At 60.7% G+C, this 21,925-nt stretch carries 13 protein-coding genes; 8 read left to right on the top strand and 5 right to left on the bottom strand.

The annotated features are described in order from the left end of the window. The first annotated feature begins 1 nt into the window (after position 1). The 7 genes from brxL (at position 2) to E3O28_RS10815 (ending at position 11,233) form a co-directional block, all read left to right on the top strand. Positions 2-2,146, top strand: coding sequence for a BREX system Lon protease-like protein BrxL (gene brxL / locus E3O28_RS10845; RefSeq protein WP_134415950.1), 2,145 nt, complete (start codon positions 2-4; stop codon positions 2,144-2,146). Next, a complete protein-coding gene (locus E3O28_RS10840) occupies positions 2,143-3,444 on the top strand; it encodes an SIR2 family protein (protein WP_134415948.1) in 1,302 nt (433 codons plus the stop codon). The genes brxL and E3O28_RS10840 overlap by 4 nt, the downstream gene beginning before the upstream one ends. Further along, positions 3,437-5,401 carry an ATP-binding protein gene (locus E3O28_RS10835; protein ID WP_134415946.1) on the top strand — a complete coding sequence of 655 codons (1,965 nt, stop codon included), beginning with the start codon at positions 3,437-3,439 and terminating at the stop codon, positions 5,399-5,401. The genes E3O28_RS10840 and E3O28_RS10835 overlap by 8 nt, the downstream gene beginning before the upstream one ends. Before the next feature lie 100 nt (positions 5,402-5,501). Continuing rightward, the gene (gene mobF, locus E3O28_RS10830; protein WP_134416100.1) at positions 5,502-9,050 is read left to right on the top strand and encodes a MobF family relaxase; all 3,549 of its coding nucleotides are present in this window, start codon (positions 5,502-5,504) and stop codon (positions 9,048-9,050) included. Positions 9,051-9,164: 114 nt separating this feature from the next. Further along, positions 9,165-9,557 (top strand): sulfate permease, encoded by a 393-nt coding sequence (locus E3O28_RS10825; protein WP_134415944.1) that lies wholly within the window; start codon positions 9,165-9,167, stop codon positions 9,555-9,557. Positions 9,558-9,680: 123 nt separating this feature from the next. Continuing rightward, positions 9,681-9,947 carry a hypothetical protein gene (locus E3O28_RS10820; RefSeq protein WP_134415942.1) on the top strand — a complete coding sequence of 89 codons (267 nt, stop codon included), beginning with the start codon at positions 9,681-9,683 and terminating at the stop codon, positions 9,945-9,947. Between the two features lie 8 nt (positions 9,948-9,955). Continuing rightward, positions 9,956-11,233: a hypothetical protein gene (locus E3O28_RS10815; RefSeq protein WP_134415940.1), complete on the top strand. Its 1,278-nt coding sequence runs from the start codon at positions 9,956-9,958 to the stop codon at positions 11,231-11,233. Positions 11,234-11,336: 103 nt separating this feature from the next. Here E3O28_RS10815 and E3O28_RS10810 read toward each other — a convergent pair whose 3' ends face one another. Beyond that, positions 11,337-12,695: a hypothetical protein gene (locus E3O28_RS10810; protein WP_134415938.1), complete on the bottom strand. Its 1,359-nt coding sequence runs from the start codon at positions 12,693-12,695 to the stop codon at positions 11,337-11,339. A gap of 211 nt (positions 12,696-12,906) precedes the next feature. Next, positions 12,907-14,277, bottom strand: coding sequence for a hypothetical protein (locus E3O28_RS10805; protein WP_134415936.1), 1,371 nt, complete (start codon positions 14,275-14,277; stop codon positions 12,907-12,909). A gap of 489 nt (positions 14,278-14,766) precedes the next feature. On the opposite strand from E3O28_RS10805, the gene E3O28_RS10800 reads away from it, so the two are divergent. Further along, complete coding sequence (locus E3O28_RS10800) at positions 14,767-17,019, top strand: restriction endonuclease (protein ID WP_166784799.1); 2,253 nt, start codon at positions 14,767-14,769, stop codon at positions 17,017-17,019. A gap of 120 nt (positions 17,020-17,139) precedes the next feature. Here E3O28_RS10800 and E3O28_RS10795 read toward each other — a convergent pair whose 3' ends face one another. The 3 genes from E3O28_RS10795 to E3O28_RS10785 all read right to left on the bottom strand — a co-directional run bounded on the left by E3O28_RS10795 (position 17,140) and on the right by E3O28_RS10785 (position 21,071). Next, positions 17,140-17,811, bottom strand: a complete 672-nt coding sequence (locus E3O28_RS10795) for a hypothetical protein (protein WP_198411566.1) — start codon at positions 17,809-17,811, stop codon at positions 17,140-17,142. Between the two features lie 629 nt (positions 17,812-18,440). Continuing rightward, on the bottom strand, positions 18,441-19,943 hold the full coding sequence (locus E3O28_RS10790; RefSeq protein WP_134415930.1) for an AAA family ATPase: 1,503 nt from the start codon (positions 19,941-19,943) through the stop codon (positions 18,441-18,443). 426 nt (positions 19,944-20,369) lie between these two features. Beyond that, complete coding sequence (locus tag E3O28_RS10785) at positions 20,370-21,071, bottom strand: hypothetical protein (protein WP_134415928.1); 702 nt, start codon at positions 21,069-21,071, stop codon at positions 20,370-20,372. Between the last annotated feature and the right edge of the window lie 854 nt (positions 21,072-21,925).

Below are 21,925 nucleotides of genomic sequence, written 5' to 3'. Positions count from 1 at the left end.
GATGAGCGATGATATTGACCTGACCCAGGCAGCACTCGCTGAGGAGCCTCTCGCCGCTGAGGCCTCTGAGGGTGGCGCGCAGCCGAGTGAGCTGGATCGCAAGATCAACGAGCACTTCGCAGGGGCGGTGGTCCGCAAGGACCTCGTGAAGGCGGTCAAGGGAAACGCGATTGTGCCGTCGTATGTGCTGGAGTATTTACTCGGTCAGTACGCGGCATCCGACGACGAGGCGACGATTCAAGCGGGTATCGACCGAGTGCGGGAGATCCTGGCCCAGCACTATGTGCATCGCAACGAGTCGGAGCTGGTCAAGTCAAAGATCAAGGAGCGCGGGCGCTACCGGGTCATCGACAAAGTCGGCGTCACCCTGAACGAGAAGGACGACGTCTACCAGGCATCGTTCGCGAATCTCGGGATCACGAATGTCGTCGTCGATTCCGCCACCGTCACCGCACACCAGAAGCTGCTCGTCGGTGGGGTCTGGTGTTTATGCGACGTGGAATACTTCCACTCCGACGATGCCCGTGTCTCGCCCTGGATTCTCGGATCACTCAAGCCAATCCAGATGTCGAACTTCGACTACGACGGCTACCTCGCCTCACGAGCCGAGTTCACCACTGACGAGTGGATCAACCTGCTAATTCAGTCGATCGGGTTCAACCCCGAAATGTTTGGTCGGCGAGCGAAGTTGCTGCAACTGGTTCGCTTGATCCCATTCGTTGAACGCAACTACAACCTCGTCGAGCTAGGTCCCAAAGGCACGGGCAAGTCGCACATTTACTCGGAGTTCTCGCCGCATGGGATGTTGATCTCAGGCGGGGAGGTGACCGTCCCGAAGTTGTTCGTGAATAACGCGAACGGTCGCCTCGGCCTCGTCGGGTACTGGGATGTTGTCGCATTTGATGAGTTCGCGGGCAAGAAGAAGCGCACCGATAAGGCGCTCGTCGACATTATGAAGAACTACATGGCGAACAAGTCGTTCTCCCGTGGTGTTGAGACCCTCGGGGCGGAGGCCTCAATGGTGTTCGTCGGTAATACTTCTCACACTGTGCCGTTCATGCTCAAGCACTCCGACCTATTCGATGAGCTGCCCGAGAGCTACCACGACCCGGCATACCTCGATCGCCTGCACTTCTATATCCCCGGGTGGGAGATCGACACGATCCGCAGCGAGATGTTCTCGGATGGCTACGGGTTCGTGGTCGACTACATCGCTGAAGTGCTGAAGTCGATGCGCAACTTCGATTATTCGGACCGCTACCAGCAGCACTTCACGCTCGGGTCAGATATTTCTACCCGTGACCGTGACGGCATCCACAAGACTTTCTCCGGGCTTATGAAGCTCATCTACCCCCACGGTGAGGCCACCGCTGAACAGATCGAGGAGTTGCTGCGCTTAGCAATTATAGGGCGTAAGCGAGTCAAGGATCAGATCGTGCGCATGGACTCGACGATGGCCGAAGTAAAGTTCGGCTATTCAGACACCGTCGGTGTGTGGCACGCGGTATCCACACTCGAAGAAGACGAGTACCCGAAGTACTATCACCGGCGGTCCGCGAAAGGAGCCGGCGACATTGCGAGCGACGAGCAGAGCGATCCTGGGCAAATCGGTGAAGAGCCGATCGAGGTGGCTTCACTTGCCGAGCCGACGTTCTTCGAGGGGCACCGGGAGTTCCAGGAGAACCAACGCGGCGTCTCGTACGACACGATGCTGCTGCCGTACTTGCGCGGCGCAACCGAGATCACGATCGTCGACCCCTACATCCGCCTCCCGCACCAGGGTCGCAATCTTGTAGACCTCCTGGTTCTCCTCGCGGCCGCGAAAGATCCTGCTGACGAGATCGCCATCACCCTCCTAACGAAGGAGGACACCGGCGAGTTCCAAAGGCAGCACTTGCTCATGATGAATGAGATCCAGGACGGAGCCGCGGCCGTGGGTATCAAATTCACGGTCGTCTGGGACGAGACGATCCACGACCGCTCCATTAGAGCGGACAATGGCTGGAAGATCCTGCTCGGGCGCGGGCTCGACATATTCCAGAAGGGTTCTGGCAGCCAATTTGACCTCGGTGCGCGTCGTCAGGATTTCCGTCAGGTCGTAGCCTTCGGCGTCACCTACATTCGCGAGGAGGCGGAGCGAGTATGACTGATGTTCGCATCAACGGTGTGCGCCAGCGACCGGTTCCTGATGCTCGCTCACAGCGACTCACCACGGAGCGGCTGCGCACGATCGTGCAAGACTCGCACCTCAACTTCTTGATCGGCGCGGGCACACCGAGCGCGTTCTTTGCGAGACTTGGGAACATCGAGCAGGCTCTCACGGACCTTGTTGACGCGGATGGATCGGAGTCTTCGAAGCAACTCGTCCGCGCGTCAATCCAGGCATACTTCTTCGAGAACGTCCTCGTGCCGAACCGGCAGATCATCGACCGTGACCCCGCTGCGGAGCCCGTGTTGCGCTCTTACGCGATGTTCCTGCGGACGCTCAACCGCATTCTGATCAAGCGGCACAGCTCGCTGCTGGCGAAGCAGGCGAACCTCTTCACTACCAACGTCGACATGGTGTTCGAGGTGGCGTTGGAGCAGTTGGGGATCGACTTCAGCGATGGATTCAGCGGCAAGATCAGGCCACGATTCGATCTCGGCGACTTCAATACCCTTCGGTATCGGTTGGGGAGTCGCTACGAGCACAGGTCTGAGGTGCCCGTGTTCAACCTCGTCAAGTTGCATGGGTCGGCGGCGTGGCGGCAGGAAGCTCGTTCCAAGGACCGGACCGACATCTACTTCGATCACGGCCTATCGCTCGTTGCTGAGGCGAAGCAGAAGTATGACCTTGCCAAGGACTTTCTGCTCGATATTCTCGTCACGCCGCAGTCGAAGGACGAGGGACCGAGTGTGTGTAGTGTCAGCGAGCTTCTGGCTGCCGCCGACGCGGCCAAACTGAGCACCGATGGCCTCGCTGCGGTAACGGCGTTCGTCGAGGCGTACGACAGCCTCGGCATCGTCAACCCGGACAAGCAAAAGTTCGCGACGACGGTCCTCAACGAGACCTACTACGAGCTGATCCGGCGTTTCGCCAACGAACTAGAGAAGGAAAACAGTGTCCTTTTCGTGCACGGGTTCTCCTTCCGTGATGAGCATCTGCGGAACCTCGTGCTGCGTGCGGCACGAACCAACCCGACGCTGCAAGTGATCGTCTTCTGCTACTCGCGTGCGGATCGGAAGGGCTATGAGGACCTCCTGCCAGACGCTGATGTGAAGAACGGAAACATCCTCTTGGTGACCCCGTCTGATCCTGGTGACGGCGTGACAGAGCGGTTTGCATCGGTGGACGTCCTCAACTCCGACTACTTTGCTTCGATCGTCGCAGACAGGAATCCCGAGCCTGATCAGCGGATTGAACTCGACATCCGCACTACTCCGGGGGACGCTGCTAATGATTGAGGAAGCTGTTCTCGAGCAGGATGCTGTCTTCCGGGTCGGCCGCGTTATATCTGTCGATGGCCGGCGCGTGCGAATAGCGGTTGACAAGCTCAAGAACAGCTCCCACATCCTCTACCGGGGTGGCCTCGTGCGCAACGTCGCAGTGGCGGGCTACATCAAGATCGTCAAGGGATTCGTCGAGCTGATCGCCAAAGTTGACGGTGAGGTCGTACAGGAGGACCGAAACGCGTCAATCGCCTACCGACGCGGCGTGGACCCACTTGCCCGCCAGCTCGACGTGAGCCTCATCGGCTACATCGACAGGGGCCGCTTCGAGCGCGGCGTGCGCGAGATGCCGTTGCTCGACAACGAGTGCTTCATCCTCACGGAGCGCGAGTTCGAGCTGATCCACACTTTCGTCGACAGTGATGACGTCGCCCTCACGATCGGGTCTCTGGCGATGGAGCCAACGCAGCCCGTTTCGGTTGGGGTTAATGCAATCTTCGCCAGCCACGTTGGAATCTTCGGGAACACCGGCAGCGGGAAGTCATATACCTTGGCGAAGCTCTACCACGAGCTCTTCCAGTGCTACGGGGCTGACGCCAACTTCCGCCAACGAGCGCAGTTCGTTCTCATCGACTTCAATGGCGAGTATGTGAACCGTGCCATCAACGACGGTGACTCAAGGTCCTCACAGGTCATTGCGGATTCCACACTGAAGGCCGAGTACAGACTCTCGACGAGAGACTCCTCCGGTGATCGCCTGCCATTGCCGAAGTCCGCCGTTCACGACCCGACCTTTTGGAACATACTCCTGGACGCAACGGAGAAGACCCAGGCGCCGTTCGTCAACCGGGTTCTGCGGAATACGTACTGGGATGATCTCATCCCCCACGGGGACGCACTCATGGCAGCTATTGCGGCATTGCTGGTGAGTGCGACTCACAACACTGATCCTTCAGTTGATCGGCGCCTGCCGATCAACTTCCTTGATCAGATCGTTACTTGCTTGGGTGATGCCGTCACTCAAGAGTTCCTGAACTTGGTCCAGGAGTTTGGTTCAAGTCTCGATTTTCGCAGCGGGGGCTCAAACTCGTTCTACTGGCGCCCCACGTCGATGTACGCGAACAGTCCCGAGTGGGACGGGTTCATCGCAGCGAGATTTACGAATGTGAATCAGACATTCGATCACATTTCCGACGTGGATCTCGTGCGCTTCAAGCTGGTAATGCAGTTCTATCGCGACATCATTGGGGGTTTTTCGAATCGTGAGCATATTGGGCCGCTGATCAAGCGGCTTGACGAGCGGATTGAGGGGATCAAGCGACTAATAACGGTATCTGACACGGCACTCGCAGACCGTCCGCTGACCGTCGTCTCTTTTCGCGATGTCAACTTGGATATGCGCAAGGTCATCCCCATGATCCTCTGCAGGTATCTCTACGAGGACAAGAAGGCCACCGACACCTCCGGTCAGCGGTACCTCAACCTGATCATTGACGAGGCGCACAACATTCTGTCTACGACCTCGGCGCGCGAGCAAGAATCATGGCGCGACTACAGGCTTGAGACCTTCGAAGAGATCATCAAGGAGGGGCGGAAGTTCGGCGTGTTTCTTACGATTGCAAGCCAGCGCCCTCACGATATCTCCGTGACGATCATTTCGCAGCTCCACAACTATTTCCTGCATCGCCTTGTCAATGAGTTCGATATACAGGCTGTCAAGAACGCCGTTGCCTATCTCGATCGAGTCTCATTCGACTCATTGCCGATCCTTCCCACGGGGGCCTGCGTGCTGTCAGGCATCTCCGCGCAGATTCCGGTGGTCGTCAAGGTATCTGAGATGCCGTCTGAGGCAGCACCGAACAGCCGGACCATGTCGGTCGCGTCAGAATGGCTCAAGCCACTCGCGCTTCCGGTTTCCGGCGAGTCGGAGAGCAAGGACGTTGACGATGAGCTGCCTAATCCGCCGTTCTAACACCCCTGACAGCCTCTCGCCATCGAGTTGATACGCCTCTTGCAGATCGAGGCGGCGCACCTTCATTGCGATAGTGGAGGTGTGCGCGGTGACGGTGTCGATGCGAGTGATGAGCGCTGGGGACGGTTATAAATACCTGCTGCGCACGGTCGCCGCTTGTGACGGGAAACGCTTGCTATCAACCCCGCTGACTCGCTATTACAGCGCGGAAGGCACACCGCCGGGCAGATGGATGGGAGACGGTCTCCGTGGTCTCGGTGGCGGTCTCGTACTCGAGGGCGACGTGGTCACTGAGGCTCAACTTCAACTGCTCATCGGTTTGGGCCGTGACCCGGTCACCGGCGAGGCCCTTGGTCGTGCATATCCCGTCTATCGGAGTGCCGCGGCCCGAACGTCGGCCGGGCCTGGTGGCCACGGTCTCGAGCTAGGCCCAACCGAGCGAGCGGCGGCATCCGCGGCATCCGCTGAGGAACAGCCAAGTTCAGGACGGCGCCGCGCCGTCGCCGGCTATGACTTCACGTTCTCCATTCCGAAGTCGGCGAGCATCCTCTGGGGTGTGGCAGACGCAACCACGCAGGAGCGCATCGTGCAGGCTCACCATGCGGCGGTGGCCGAGGTGATTGCGTACATGGAGCGCGAGGTCGCGGCGACCAGGACTGGAACAACGGCGCAGGGAGGTGCTGTCGCACAAGTCGATGTGGCCGGCTTGATCGCTACGGCGTTCGACCACTTCGACAGCAGAGCCGGCGACCCTCATCTACACACGCACGTCGTGATCAGCAACAAGGTGCAGACTGTGCTCGACGGCAAGTGGCGCTCACTCGACGGCCGGCCGATGCACGAGGCCGTGGTCGCGCTATCCGAGATGCACGAGGCTCTGCTCACAGACGCGCTGACGCGATCGCTTGGCGTGCATTGGGAGATGCGGGAGCGGGGCCGAGACCGCCACCCCGCGTGGGCGATTAGCCATGTTCCCGAAGCCCTCGTCGCGGAATTCTCCACAAGATCCCGGCACATCAATGTCGAGACCGATCGGTTGATTGAGGCATACGTGGACCGGTTCGGTCGTCGCCCGAATCCGGTGACGATCATGAAGCTACGCGCTCAAGCAACGCTCTCTACGCGGCCCGCAAAGGAAGTGCGCTCCCTCGCCGAGCTCACTGCGGCATGGCGGGAACGCGCTGAGCGCGTGCTTGGTGATGATGCGGCTTTGCTGGCGAGCGGCGCATCCGTGCACCCACCGGCGTCGGTCCTACGCGCAGAGGACCTGTCGAGGCAGGCAATTGATGCACTCGGGCGGAGCGTCATGAAGGCGGTCAGCGACAAGCGTTCAACCTGGCGGCACTGGAATCTCACGGCCGAGGCAGCCCGCCAAACGATGCAACATCGGTTCGCAACGGCATCCGATCGAGAGGCCGTCATCGGGCTCGTCGTCGACGCCGCCGAGCTGGCATCATTGCGGATCACTCCGCCCGAACTCGCGTCGAGCCCGACCGCATTCCAACGAGATGATGGGACGTCGGTCTTCCGCCCGAAACACTCCATCGTGTTCACGTCCACCGAGTTGCTGGATGCAGAGACTCGGCTGCTCGAGCGCGCCGCCGACGAGACCGGCCCACGTGTCACGACGACAACACTGCGTTCGGCTGCGCGCACGCAGTTGCCGGGTGGCGGAGTGCTCGCCGAGGACCAGCTCGCGGCGCTCGCTTCGATTGCCAGTTCTGGCCGAGTCATTGATGTCTTGGTCGGTCCGGCCGGCGCCGGCAAGACGACGGCGATGAACGCGCTCCGACGGGCCTGGGAAGCAACGTATGGTGCGGGCTCAGTCGTCGGGCTCGCTCCCTCGGCCGCCGCCGCGCAGGTACTCAATGAGGAACTCGGGATCACGACCGAGAACCTGGCGAAGTGGTGGCAGAATCACCTCGTCCATGGAGTAACCTTCCGCGCCGGCCAGCTAGTGATCATCGACGAGGCGTCCTTGGCAGGCACGTTGACCCTAGACCAGATGACTGCTCTCGCCGCGGATGCTGGAGCGAAGGTTCTCCTGGTCGGCGATTACGCCCAGCTCCAGTCGGTCGACGCGGGTGGCGCATTGTCTCTGCTCGTCCACGATCGAGCGAATGCACCCGAACTCGTCGACGTGCACCGCTTCATCCACGAGTGGGAGAAGACCGCATCCCTCGGACTGCGCCAGGGCAACCCCGAGTCGATCGACCTGTACATCGCTCATGACCGCGTGCGCGATGGCAGCACGGAGGCGATGGCGGATGCCGCCTATGAGGCTTGGCGCGCTGATACCCGAGCCGGTAGAGCAACGGTTCTGATCAGTGACTCGACCGAGGCGGTTGCATCGCTGAACGTGCGCGCCCGTACCGAACTGATCTTGGAGGGCCGCGTCGATGCGCTGCGCGAAGTCGCCCTTCATGACGGAACCCGCGTGGCTGTAGGTGACACGATCATTACGCGCCGCAACGATCGCTCGCTTCGTTCAGCCCGAACCTGGGTGCGTAATGGCGACCGGTGGACGGTGATCGGAGTCCACCGGAACGGTTCGATCGAAGTGCGACGGCACGGTCGACGGTGGGGGAGCACCGTGCTGCTTCCCTCCGAGTACGTCGGGCGCCACGTCGAACTCGGCTACGCAATCACCTCGCACCGTGCGCAGGGAATCACGACCGACACGGCGCACGTCGTCGTCGCGTCCGGCATGACAAGAGAGAACCTCTACGTCGCGATGACCCGAGGCCGCGAGGCGAATTCCGCCTACGTCGCCGTCGACCGACCCGATGTCGCCCACGTTGGGCCACGCCCGGGCGATGACGCCGACGCGACGGCGCGGAGCATCCTCTACGGTGTTCTGCAGCACGTTGGCGCCGAACTGTCCGCACACGAGACGATCGCGGCAGAGCAGGACGCATGGGGATCCATCGAACAACTCGCGGCGGAATACGAAACCATTGCGGCCGCAGCGCAGCACGACAGGTGGGTGTCGCTGGTTCGGAAGAGCGGCCTCTCGCATGAACAGGCCGACGAGGTCGTCGACTCGGATGCGTTCGGTCCGCTCGCGGCGGAGCTCCGGCGAGCCGAGGCCCACCACTTCGACCTTGCGAGCCTGCTTGCGCGTGCGGTTGCGGCCCGCGGGTTTGAGGACGCCCAGGACATCGCGGCCGTTCTTCGAGCCCGAGTCGCCTCGGTAGTCGCTCGTGACACCGGAGCGGGTCGATCGCGCAGGATGCCGCGCCTCGTCGCCGAGCTCTTCCCCAGGGCCGTCGGGCCGATGGATGCAGCCATGCGCCAGGCCCTCGACGAACGCAGCGAGCTGATCGAATCGCGAGCGAGCGCCGTCCTCGACCGTGCTTTGCTCGCGGGGGAGACCTGGACTCGAGCCCTTGGGGTCGCGCCGCGGGGCTCGACGGTCGTCGAGTGGCGCCGGCACGCCTGCGCGGTCGCGGCCTATCGGGACCGCTACGGCGTTGTCAGCGCACGGGCGCTTGGCCCAGCACCGGAGGCGACGGCACAGAGGCTTGATGCAGCCCGCGCTCGTGTCGCGCTCGATGCAGCGCAGCGTCTCACCCAAGAACGCAACGCCTACGGGGCACCCAGACCGAGTGTCACAGCGGGTCTTCCGCCCACCGGCATCGAGTTCTAGACTTTTCTCATAGGCAATCTCTATTTCGCGCCACCGCTTGTTGCGATGGCATGACTCCCGTTCGACGGGCAGTCCTTCCAGGTTCTTGTTGCCGAACACCTGAAAGGCTGCAGCATGTTTGGACTCATCTGGTCCGTCACCGCCCGCACCCACTTCGCCATGAGGCGGTTCATGCCGACCAATATCGTGCTCGACGCGATCCACACCCGGCGCGGTCTCAAGTGGGGCCTGCCGGTAATGCTGCTCGCAGTCCCGTATGCGTTCGCTTCGGTCTTCTGTGCCGGGCTGGCCGAAGCCGGTGGCTCGGGCTGGCTGAACGCGCTCGCACTGCTGTTCGTGTGGAACGCACTGAAGTTTCTTGTGGCCGGGCCCGCGACCTTGATCCGGCTGCTTTGGATGCGTGGCCGTGAAGCCCAGGCCCGACGTCGAGCGACGTCGGCCGTGCTCCGCAATGGCCTCGGGCTCGAGCCATCGACGGAGTCGGTAATTTGGTCGATGCGCGCCTGAGTCTGCACCAGCCTGTTGGTTGGGTCGGAGACTCGGTCGGGCTCGCCCCGCCAGTCATCGTTGGCGTACCTCCTGTTTGCGGCAGGATTGACGCACACGACTACGTCGGCAGGAGGCTTCACAATGACGATCCCGCAGGAGCAGTTCGACGACCTGCTCAGTCGCACCGCGCTTGCCGCGCTCTTCTACTATCCGGAGATCGCGATCGACGATGACGATTACAGCATCCAGAAGGACATCGCATACTGCCTGGTGCCCGTCGCTGGAATTCCAGACGAACACGCCGAACGGCTCCGGATCGCCGTTGGCCGCGTGATCACGAATCCAACGGCGCATCGTTCTGAACTTCTCGCCCTCGTCATCGAGCTGGCGCCGCCGCCCACTGAGTAGCAGCGAGCATGAACGGCCCATTTGACGAGGACACCGCGCCGCGAAAGGCGCTGGTAAATCAGCCGCCTGACCACGATCAGGTCATTGAAAAGGCGGGTCGCAGCCGTCAGCCCGATCGCCATGCCGAGACTAGGCGCAGATGGGTGACGGAGAACCGCGACCGGGTTCGCGAGATGAATCGGCGATGGCGGGCGGAGCACCTCGAGAGAGCGCGGCAGCTCAATCGCGACTCGATGCGTCGGTCAACGGCTCGCCAGCGACGCCAGGCAGAGTTGCGTGATAGCGGAAGAGAGCGTGCGAAACGATGGCGGGAAGAGCACCCCGATCGTGTGCGCGAATATAAGCAGGGGTGGGTGGAGGAGAACCGCGAGAAAGTCAGGGAGTACTACAACCGCTACTACGCGAACCACCGTGACGAGGTGAACGCTCGTGCCGCCGCAAGACGGGATGCAGACCCCGATCCCGACCGCACGAAGCAGGCCCACAAACAGTGGGCCGAGCGCAACATGGAACGCCGCGCCGAGGTGCAGCGCATCCGTCGTGCCGACCCCGAGATCTACCAGGCTGAACTCGAAGCCAACGCTGCAGCGAAACGTCTCAAGCGCACGCTCAGTCGCCTCGGCCTCCCACCGAAGCAACTCCACCCGGCTACCGCCGCAGAACGCCGGACCAACGAACGCGAAGCCGACGCGTATTTCCGTGACCCGGCGCTGTCCGAGCATCTACGACAGTTCACCGTTTTCGCCGAATCGCTGACGGAACACATGCGCCAGAACGGCGCCCGCATGCGGGAGTTCGCTGAAGCATACGTGGCGACCAGGGCGCGCATGGGGCTCCCACCAGTCCCGGTGGAGAACATCGTGTACGCCCGAGCTGTCGAGCTCGTAACCGAACGGATGCGCCGCGTCGACCTGCTGACCAGCCGCGACGTCGCCGCGGCTGTGCGTGCCGCGAAGGCTGTCGTTCCACGCGAAGAGCGGCAGGAGCAGTTCGATCGCCTTGTGAAGACCGTCGTGACACATGTCCACCGCAATAGTGCACGGTTTGTCGTCGATGCGGAGATGGAGAACCAGGCGAGGGCTCATCGGGGGAAACCACGCGTGCCCGTCGAGTCAATGGTTGTGCAGTTTGCCATGCAGGAGGTCATTGAGCGCATGCCCACAAACCGGCTGACCGTCGAGGACGCTTGGACTGCAGCCCGCATTGCGCAGCTACACATTGCGACGTCATTCGAAGCACGTCCGGACACGGTAGACAATCCGATTCATCGACCGTCAATCGGGTAGACGGCTGCACAGAGATGCAGGGGTCGGACGCCAGCGACGGCTCGTGTCCGGTCAATTGCGAGCCATCTTCGTGCGATGCGCCTTCTCTCTGACCTATAGACGCTCAAATAGCTTCAGCGGGAAACACAATCAGTGTTCCGTCATTGCTTCGTTCGATCTCAATGGCCACGTCGGGCTGGCTGGCGCCAATAGCGAGGTCATCGCCGAAATTGCGTAGCCGATACACAGCCGCGAGAAGGGTATCTACCTCTCCCGGCGTGGACACGAGATGGAGCAAACCAGTGTGGCGCTTGAGCTCGATGGTCGACAGTTGGAGAAGTATTGAGCTAAGCGAGGACTCCAGATCGTTGACCCGGCGCTCATCTTCCTGCAAGGCGCCTACGAAATTGGCGAACGGGTTACTCCCACCCTCCATCTGGGCGTGTTCGACTGCTTGAAGGACGAGCACACGTCGTTTGAGAGCGATCGTGAGCCTGGCGAGCTCGAGATGTGCGCGGAAGGTTCCCCCGTCCTCGTGGATGCCCGGGAATGCCTTCGTGAGGGTCTTAAGCTCTACCGGACCCTCCGGGAGATTCGCCAGGGAGTCCTGCCACTTCACTGACCGTCTGCGGCTCAACGCCAACGACTTGCTAATCGCATGAACGGCGGAATCGAGGCCCAGCGCGGGGCCGATGCGTCCCTGGTCGAGCAGGACCGCGGTGGCCTTATCGATCGCATCACGACACCCGTCGAGCTCGCTCCGTTCTACTTCCAGTTTGTCGTCGTGCAGCTGCTCCAGTAGATCTGTGATGCGCTCAATGGCTTGCTGGCGCTCGTGCTCGGCGTAGGCGCTCACGCCGACGGCGACTGCCATAAGCACGAGCGGCGCTGCCACGGTGATTACCCCGGCAGTCACAACTGCACCACCCGCTGCTCCCGCTGCTCCCACGGCTCCGCCGGCTCCAGCTGCTGCTGCACCGGCGCCAGCAGTTGCGGCCTTCCCGGCGACCGGTACGAAAGCGGCATTGCCGACAATTCCGACGCCGTCGCGAAGGCCGCCGTAGATACCTCCCGGTACACCTTTTGCAACCATCGGCTTGACGAGCCCCTTACCGACCTGTGCGGCGACCTTGGCCGGGACCACCATCCGGTACAGCACCTCACCAGCGCCAGCGGCATCCAGAACCGGCGCAACCGACTTCGCCGTTGCTGCGGACTTCGCTGTTTGGGAGACGAGCTGAGATAGCTGATTCGCAAGGGGGCTCGCTGCGTGGAGCGTGATGCCCCCACTCCGATGGCGTCTGTCCGTCATCGTGTGGACTTCCAGCGTGGCGATGGGACTCGCCGCCAGGGACGCGAGAACTGTCCGCAGCTCGGCGAGCCGGGCGGGCGTAAGGTCTCCCTCTCCGAAGAGGTTCGGGAGGATTACCTCTTCGGTGGCGAGTGTCCACACCGGCACGATTGCGTTGTTGTTGGCAGTCACGTTTGTTCTCCCCCAGTCGGCAGTGCCTACCGTAGGCCGTGCCAATCACATCAATTCCAAGCATGGCATGGCGAGCTTGCCCCGAAGGCGTTGGAGGCGGATGGGCCCACGAAAAGTACGTCGCGACCTCGGATCGCCGAGCTGATGGTGCTGAGCACTGGTGCCGAAAGTGATCCTCGATCTTCCCAACCGCTAACGTGGCTCCGCGCCATCAGGCCCCTTGTGCCGTGAGTCCTTTCTGCAGCAGACCGAGGAGCTCGTGATGATCAGCTGAGGTTCTCAGTTGCGCATGGATGTACTGGGGCCGCCCGCTAACGATCGTGTTCGATGGTGTGGCGGGATACTCCTTGATATTGAGTCCTTGGACGTAGACGCTCAGGTGGTCGCCGTGGACGGTGACGTCGCAGAGCTTGCGCTTGCCGTAATACTTCAGGCCGCGCACTCGCGAGCGACGCGATACCCCGGGACCGAGGGCGAGAATGCTCGCGTCGAGGTCTTCCCAGAGCGGGAGCAGAGTCTCACTCATCCGGTCGGTGTGAGTTTCGACTGGCACCTCTTCCTGCTCAGGCAGGTTGTTCGCGATGTCGACCAAGCTTTCGCCGGCTTCGTTCACCCAGTAGGCGGGGCCCTGGAGGGCGACGACGATCTTGCCCGCTCCCTTCTCGAGGATGAGTCGGGCTAGCCCGGTCGGAGAGTACGGCTGGTCGTCGGCCTGCCAGACCAATGGGGACGAAGAGTCTTCTTGCCAGGTTGCAAACCTGCGTCCAGGCTCGTCTGCAAACCACTCTTCGAGCGTGGCCAGAATTTCCGGGGTTGAATGGAACTGAAACCGTTCGCCTTGTTCGAGTACTTCGGCGCCAATCAAACGCGCGACAGTGTTGGCCTCGCGCTGCCTGTTGTGTTTGCCGGTTTTCGCTTTCTGCGCCTCGTTAACTTCTGGGGAGAGAACGAATTCTTCAATCCCCGGCGGCGGGTAGTGCTGCGAAACAGTGACGAGAACATCATTAGAAGTTTGATACGCCTGAAAAACCAATAGCTTGATGTCGAGTCCCAGCTGCTGGTGCAGAAACACGACGGTCGCCGTGACGGTTTGAGGGAAATCGGTCGCCATGAGAACGATCTTCGGCAGCCGAAGAGAGTCCTCGGTAATTTCGGCCCAAGCGTCGAGTTCGGCTGCCGCGTCGCTCGCGGATACCTCTTGACCAGAGGTCTGAGTGCGATATCGCGCGTGGACCCTATCAAGGTCGTCTCGAGTGAACCGCGAGACTAATGCTGCGTACTTGAGCGCTTGCATCTCGACGGTGTCTGGGGCTTTGTCTCGTTTGAGCTCGACGACAAGGAGATGGCCGTCCCCGTCCAGCGCCAGGACATCAAGACGGTCGTGTTCCTTTACCCCCGTGTGGCCTGTCCAGCTGCCGAACTCAAACGCCACAATCTTGATGGAGGAGCCGAGGACCTCTGGATGTGCGATGACCCATTCCTGGAGGTGCTGTCTTTCCCGCAGACCGGCTTGGGCTAGCCCGATCGGTGTTGCAGCGATGGCTGTCGCCCCCTTGACGGTGAAAACGAGCTCGCCGTTCATCGCACTCCCTTGTTCAAATATTCAGGCCTGAGAATCAGTCTCACACAACGCGGACGGGCGGCGTGCTTCACACGATCTACCCGCGCAGGACCAGCGGCCAACACTGTCGACTCTCTCCTATGCGGCGGACTGCTGGCGCGACGGCCGGCTCCATCGCTCGGTTCTTGGACGCCTCTTAACTATCGATGAGTACCCATTCGAGCGAAGAGGTTGTGCGACGTAGATATAGGACTCGTCACGCCGCAAATTCCGGCGATCCGCAAAGGCTAAGTATGAGAGTCGTGAGACGTCTTACGTCCCTAGGGTTATAAGACGTCTCATCGGGTCCCTGCCGCTAATCCTCGTTCGGGCTGCTGGCAGCGGACGGCAAGCGGTGGAGCGTTGCGGCCGTCACCGTCATGGAACCCACAGACATCTGAAGGCGCCACTCCAGCTGGTCGACGCACGTCCTGCCACGGTACGACGTTGCTACACGGCTAGATTGTGCAGGTGACGGACTACGATTTCAGAAACCTCTCGCCGATCGACTTTGAGGCACTCGTCCGGGACATCCTCTCTGCCGAGTTTGGCGTCCCATTCGAGACCTTCGCGGTCGGTCCCGACGGGGGGATCGACATCCGACATGTGAGCTCTAATAGGACGATCATCGTGCAGTGCAAGCATCGGCCCGCTGCAACGAAGGCGCAAATCGTCGCGTCGGCTACCGCGGAGCTCGCTAAGTGGGCGGATGGGATCCCGACGGAGTACTACTTCGTTACCTCCGCCAACCTGAGTCCCGACGCGGGGACTGCGGTGACCGACGCGCTCGGGCCGCTGGCACCGCACGCAGGCCATGTCTGGGCTCGTGGTCGATTGAACGGGGCTCTGTCTGCACATTCCGACGTGGAACGACGACATTTCAAGCTGTGGCTGAATAGTGCTGAGGTTCTTGACCGGATACTCCGCTCCGGTGAATGGGAACGGAGCGAAGCACTGATCCATCAGATTCGGGATCGTATCCGGCTCTACGTTAACACTCCCGAGTACGACCAAGCCTTTGATGTGCTTCACGACGAACGGGTTGTGTTGATCTCCGGCGCACCGGGCGTTGGCAAGAGCACTCTCGCCGAGATGTTGCTCCTGACGCATTGGCACGCAGGCTGGAGGGTCGTGAACATCGTCTCCGACATCGGCGAAGCCTGGCAGCATGTCCGCGACCCAGCCCAGAAAACCGTGTTCTACTATGACGACTTCTTGGGGCAAACATCGTCGCTCGAGCTGCAGAAGAACGAGGGAAATGACCTTGCCCTTTTCATCAGGACCTTGCAGCGAGCCTCGTCCGGCAATGCGCTGCTCGTCATGACTTCTCGAGAACAGATCCTCAACGCCGCAGTCACTGGCCCTGACGATCGTATTCGGCGAGCTATCGAGGGGCAGCGACGGCTTCGGGTTGAAATGGACGCTCTCAGCCGTCATGACCGGGCACGAATTCTGTTCAACCACTTCTACTTCTCGTTCGAGGAAAATTCTCTACTCGACGCACTCTCGCGCGACAGTCGGTACCGCTCCGTCGTCGATCATCGAGGCTTCAATCCGCGCGTACTCGAATCGGTTGTGCTTGTCGAAAAGCCCGAAACCGCCGACGCGCTGTACGACGCGCTTCAAGAGGCCCTCGATCATCCAGACCTCATATGGAAGAGCAGCTTTGACCAGCTGTCAACATTGGGCTTGAGGATATTGCTCCACCTCGCGATCGAACCGAGTCGATCGTTGCCGGTCGCCGCGGTCGAGCAACTTGCCGTGTCTGACGATCCTCGCGGATTCACGAACTCCTTGCGTGTTCTGGAAGGGTCGTGGATCCGGATTGATCAAACGGGCAAGGGTGCAGAGCTGCGCCTCTATGATCCGAGCCGCCGTGACTTCTTGCTTGATCAGCTCGGAATTGGCCCCGTATTCAAACTAGCTCTCGTGGACGCGGCCACACTTCAACAGATTGAGCATTTACTGGGCCATCGCGGCCGCCGCAGCATATGGACGCTCATAGAGCGAATGGCGTCGGACATTGACGAGATTGCGGCGGCGCGCTTCTCGGCCGGGCTCGATTTGGCCACAGCTAACGAGAATCGTCGTGCCTCCTCTACGACGCAAACCAGCGAGTCATTCCGTGAACGCACAGCGCTTCTGACATCGGCGGCCGCGGTGTTGGCTTTTCTACCGGCAGCTGAGCGGCTCGGAGAGGCTCTTATCCCGGCGCTCAGCTTCCTCGATGAAAATTTCACCTATATGAGGCGGCCGGCTGCGTCTGCACTGTTCCGATTGGCGACAGCACTCGACGAGCTGGATGCGGAGTGGGCTGATGAGCGCGCTGAACAGTGCGTGTTGATTGGCGTCGAGAACATCGACGAGACCGAGGAGATCCGTGAATACGCTGGCCTCCCCGACTCGCTTGGCGCCAGGTCGGGCGGCCTCCACGTCGACAGGGCCCTCGACCAAGCCTTTGGTGCGCAACTGGACGGCATTGAGCAGCAGTCTGATCGTGACCTGATGGCCTCGTGGCTTTCCGAGATCGAAGACCTAGCGCGGGAACTCGGCGTGACGATCTACACGGACTCACTCCGCGAACGGATCGACGAGATGCCGGAGCCAGTGGCCGCCGACTACAGCGCGGTGCAGCGTGTGTCGGAGTCGGTGAGCGAGGACGACTCGAACACCGCGCTCGAACAACTTTTCGCGCGCCTTGCGTGCCCGGTCGCCGTAGGTTGACGAGCTTTCGTCTCCAAGAGCACCGAAACGAAACGGCCAGAGGATGAGCCCAGTTGTGAGCTCCTGGAAACGGGGTCCCCGAAACCGACGAGACGGCGACATTCAAAACCGCGCAAGTGATCAGAATTGGTGGTCGCGGTAGGTACTCCGCACGTTGAACCGCCGGCCTTGCTTTCTGCGATCCAAAAACCCGGCAATCGTCTCGATGTCGTTCGGCGGCATCTTCAGTTCGCGACACTTGCCTCTGACCTGCTCCACTGTTACGGAGGTCCACCGATCGGGACGGTTCATCATGTCGGCCTTCAGCTTGTCTTCTTCATTCCACTTAAGGCCGGAGTCGTATCCCGCCGCCCACCGCGCGAGGCTCTCGAGTATTCGGATTACGTCTCCTGGTAGGGGCTCGTCAACGGGTTCCGGGGTGGCCTGCGGCCCGGAGGCAGGCTGAATAGTCTGTCCCGGGAGAAGTCGCACTGGTTGTGCGTCCTCGACCCATGTGGCTGTCTCAGTGGCTCCCCACTCGATGACGACAATGGCGTCCGCGTCGACGTCCCACAAATCATTCAAATGCTGCCGATCGGGCCATGCGTAGATCACACGCCGGTGGGCAAGCGACCCGGCTGAGAGTCCCCGCCAGATGAGGTGCTCCGTGCCGGGGCTTCCCACCAGCCGCGTGAGGGCGTCGCCCTCGAATTGTCGACGCGGTGTCACAACGGCGATTGGACCACCCGGTTGTTGCAGGAGCCACGCGACCGCACGGGTATTCTGCGCTTCGCGGGAGTCGTCCTCACTCAATTGGGACACTGCAACTGGGAACGGGTATTCATCTGACGACATTGACACTCCCTGCTCGGTTTAAACGGACCATACCGGCCACGTCCGACACCGGCCGCAACCCATACAACGGGCACCACAGTTGAGAGTCGGCGGACGGACAACGATGCCATTGGGAGTCTTGTGAGCTTGGCCAGCAGCAGACCTGCCCGCATCGGGTTCTCCTTGCGGGGAACATCGCAACAGTGGGCGCCACGCACTTCACCGAGCATGTTCTGCGTACAGGTCCAAGCCGGGCCAGAGTCGTGGGTCAGAGATTCTCAATCCGAGCGAATATCGCGCGCACCTGATCTGCCGGGAGCAAGACATCGAGAAGAGCAGAATCCCACTCGCGCCCGCCGTACGCGCGAGTCTGACTCAACTCCTCAACAGACAGGTTCAAGTCACGAACGACGGCTCCTGCCGCATCGTCGATGTAGCCGGCCTGAGCCTCGGCGACCTCGGGGGCTGATGGAGCTGTTGGAGGCCCTGAGAATCCGGGAAAGCGATTCGAGAATCATCACGGCGTCTGCTGCGGTGCGATCAGGAGTAGTCATGACCTCAATCTTCCAGTGAATCGGAAGTCGCACCTACCCGAGGTGCCGCGACAGCTATGCAGCAACTCCACCCACGCCTGCGTTATCTGACTCGACCAGCCGCTCGACGACGCTCACTAGTTCGTCTGTCGCAACGCGTAAATCGGCATCTGTCACGGGAATGTTTGCAGAGTTTTCGGGATGGTGAATGGAGTTCCTGACGTAGCCCGGAACCGTTGTCGGGTATTTGAGATTCGCGTGGCGTTCCCATATTTTGACGTGCTTGAGTCCCTGAGATACGAGGAATGCGTCTACTTCCTCTTCTTTGGCACTCTTCCCCGCTGGTTTCTTATCGTCCAGGTGTTTCTGGATGAAGCCGTAGAGCTCGTTGTGGAAGTCGTGGCTGCACATGCCGAAAGCTCGATAGTTGATTTCGCCCCAAGTCGGTTCACCGACTCCGAACAGGCCGAAACTCGTTGAGGTGTCAATTTTTCGTTCATGACCCTGTCCCGCGATCACTGTGAGCCGGTGTTTGCGACTGTCAAATTTCCTAATCAGGTACGGCGAATGCGTGATGATGAAGACCTGATCACGTTCGCCAATCACGCTTAGCGCGTCGCCCAGCCGAAGTTGTGCGCTGGGGTGCAGCCATGTTTCCGGTTCGTCGAGCATGAGGATTAGCGGCGTCGTGTTTTCCGTGTCTTCGGTGTGCTCTGCCTTTGCATACAGCTGGATGATGCCGAGGGCGATGGCGCGCTGCATCCCGGAACCTTTGCCTTCGACAGGTGTCTCACCTGCGCCGTCGTCAACGTGAAGTCGTCCTTGTTTCATGAACACCGACGGGTCCGGGAGCGTGAATTCGAAGCGCATCGCAGCATGGCCATATTGGTCCTCCACCAGTGACTTGATGTCGTTTGCGAGCTTCTCGGTCTCGACTAGGAAGGACTCCTCATCGTCGTCGGCAAACGCACTTCCGTGGGCCGTCACCAGGCTCTTCCAACGCTCTGTCTGAGCGAAACGGGTGAAAGCCGCGTCGAGAAGTCGCCCAAGCGTCTTGGTATTCGCGAAATCAATGTGGTCACCAGGTTGTGCATCCGCCCAGATGGCTTCGAAGTCAAAGATCGCTTTGACTTTCGCATCGATGCCAGTGACATTCTCGAACTGCTGACGCTCTGGATGCCAGAAGCACACCGCCTTGACGTCTACGGACTTATCCTTGCCGCTCTGAACCACCGTTCGCATTTCGCTACTACGTTCCAGGCGCAACACCACTTCGCCGTCGTCCTCGAAGATGAAACTCTGGAGCAGGGCGTACTTTGCTTGCCGCACCAACTCCTCAACACCGCCAGCAATATCCACGACCACTCGGGTGGGCCCGTCAGCTTTGGTGGAATAGAAAGTGTCGGGACGCCACTTGTTGGCAGTTGGGCCCTCGAACAAGAAGAGCAGGGCCTCCAGAACTGTTGACTTACCACCGTTGTTGTCCCCAACTAGGTAGTTGACTCCGCGACCCAGGTCGAAGGCTGTTTCTTGACGAAAGCTCTTCACGTTCTGAACACTCAACCTCTTGATGTACACGACACTCTCCTATCGACTTGGCGCACCCCGGTGTCACGCCCCCCTTCGGAGCATATGGGGCTTTGTCTGAGCCACGCGCGGAGGAACATTCACGTGTCGCCCGTGGGGAGCGGACCAGCCGGATTTGGACCCTTCGCCGATCTCCACCGGCCCACGATCCCTCACGAATTTGTTGCTTGCGGGTCCTTTGCCGATGGGATCGACTCGGTGGAGGATGGTCTTCGGGTCTTCGGGTCTTCGGGTCTTCGGGTCCTCTGGCCCTTGGTTGCCGATGAATTCGCTCTCGTCTGGGAGCTACCCCAGCCGCCCTCTGCTAGCGGTTGACGTCAACGGCATTGTCCATATTTCGGCCTGTTGGGTGGCGGCAATGGTTTCTTGTGACGTCGACTTCTGGGGACGTTCGAGTGCGGCAATCTGCTTGGTGAGTCAGGCTGAGTTCGCGACGCGACGGTTTCGTGCCTCGACGAACTCAACGCTCAATTTCCGATACTGGACAAACTCATCCAGGGTCTGTGGAACCGCCGGCGATGCGAAGTCAGCGAACGCCGTGAAGAAACGGATGCTAGCAAGGTCGTCCGTGACGAGGTCTTGTAAGAGGAAGAAGTCTACGTATCCATGAAAGTCACCGAACAGGGCGAAGAAGTCGGCATAACGCGCAAGTGTCTGAGCTAAGGGGGAGTCCTCCCGGCTCAGATAGTGCCGACGGATGCACTCGAGCGTGAGGTCGAATCTGTCTCCAATCGTGGACTTGTTCGTGCCACGGGCCTGGTTGATCGTCCATTTGCCGGCAATCGGATTCCTAGGAAAGATGATCATGCCGCCCATGGTGTAACTGATTCGAGCGAATTCTTCCTGCTCGGCCAAGGGGATCTGCGCAAAATAAAGCGGGGGAGTTTTCCAGTACTCGTATGTCGGTATCACCGAGTCGCTCGACAGCGTGAACTCACCGACCTCGGACGAGTGGTGCAGATATGCCCCTGGCCTTGTAATGGCCAGATCGAACAGAACACCGTTGGGTACGGGCTTGCTCCACAGCTGCTGGTGGTATCGACGCAGCGTCGGGCTGAACTTGTCTGGATCACGGCCGGCCGCGTCGGAACGAAAATCGTGCGTGATGTCGATGTTCATGGCGTGTTCACGGCTTTGACCCTAGCGCGCAAACGCGGTTACCAATGGAGACCGGCTGGCGAGCCGCCGCCCCCTTTCGACTGGCCGGCATCCGCCTGAATGTCTTGATTTGAGCTGAACTTGGCCCACGCGGCCGGTGGGCTTTGGTCAGCATGGCTCGGCAGACGTGAGAACAAGCTTGTCCCACCACTTCGGACGACCGCTGGTTCGTTTGGAGGTGACGTGCCAAGCATGGCAGCTTGAGCATGGGTGAATTCCAACAGGCAGCGAATCACCCCCGCGAGATCGAACTGCGTGCAGCGCTTTGGCTGCGACGCGGGGTGAGGGGTAAGGACGTTTTAAACATTCGATGGTTGGCACAGCAGTGCAATCCCTTCCTGGATGGGGTTGGGGCCTGCACTGCAATGGCCAGACTGCGCCCGGCGTCGATGCCCGGCGGTCAAGACGAAGCTATCAGACCTCGAGACCACGAGGCCAGCGCATTTTTACTTCAAACTTTGCTCGGATCCACTCAATTTTGGGCGCGGTCCCCGCACATCTGCTCGGCGCGCGGGTCGGCAACCGCAGGATCTGCGCCGACAAGATCGTCGTGCATGGCGTCGATGGTCCGTCGAGGTCCCCTGCCACCCATGGGTGGCGGGCAGCCCCGAGATCGATGACGCGCACTTCCCCGACCACCGCGAGAGAGTTGACGAGAATATCGCGCGTCAGCTCGCACGGCGTGGCCGGTTCACTGCGAGGCGTGGAGGGCTAGATGTTGTTCCCATACAGGTTGTGAGCGTGGCGTGAGCTAAAAAGGTGAGGACCTCCGGTATCGATTGGGTTACCACACTCAACACGATGCAACGGAGGCC

The organism is Cryobacterium sp. TMT2-14 (assembly GCF_004402465.1).
Taxonomy (GTDB): domain Bacteria; phylum Actinomycetota; class Actinomycetes; order Actinomycetales; family Microbacteriaceae; genus Cryobacterium; species Cryobacterium sandaracinum.
The sequence above is the reverse complement of the archived record's forward strand: the minus strand, read 5'-3'. Positions and strand labels throughout refer to the sequence as shown.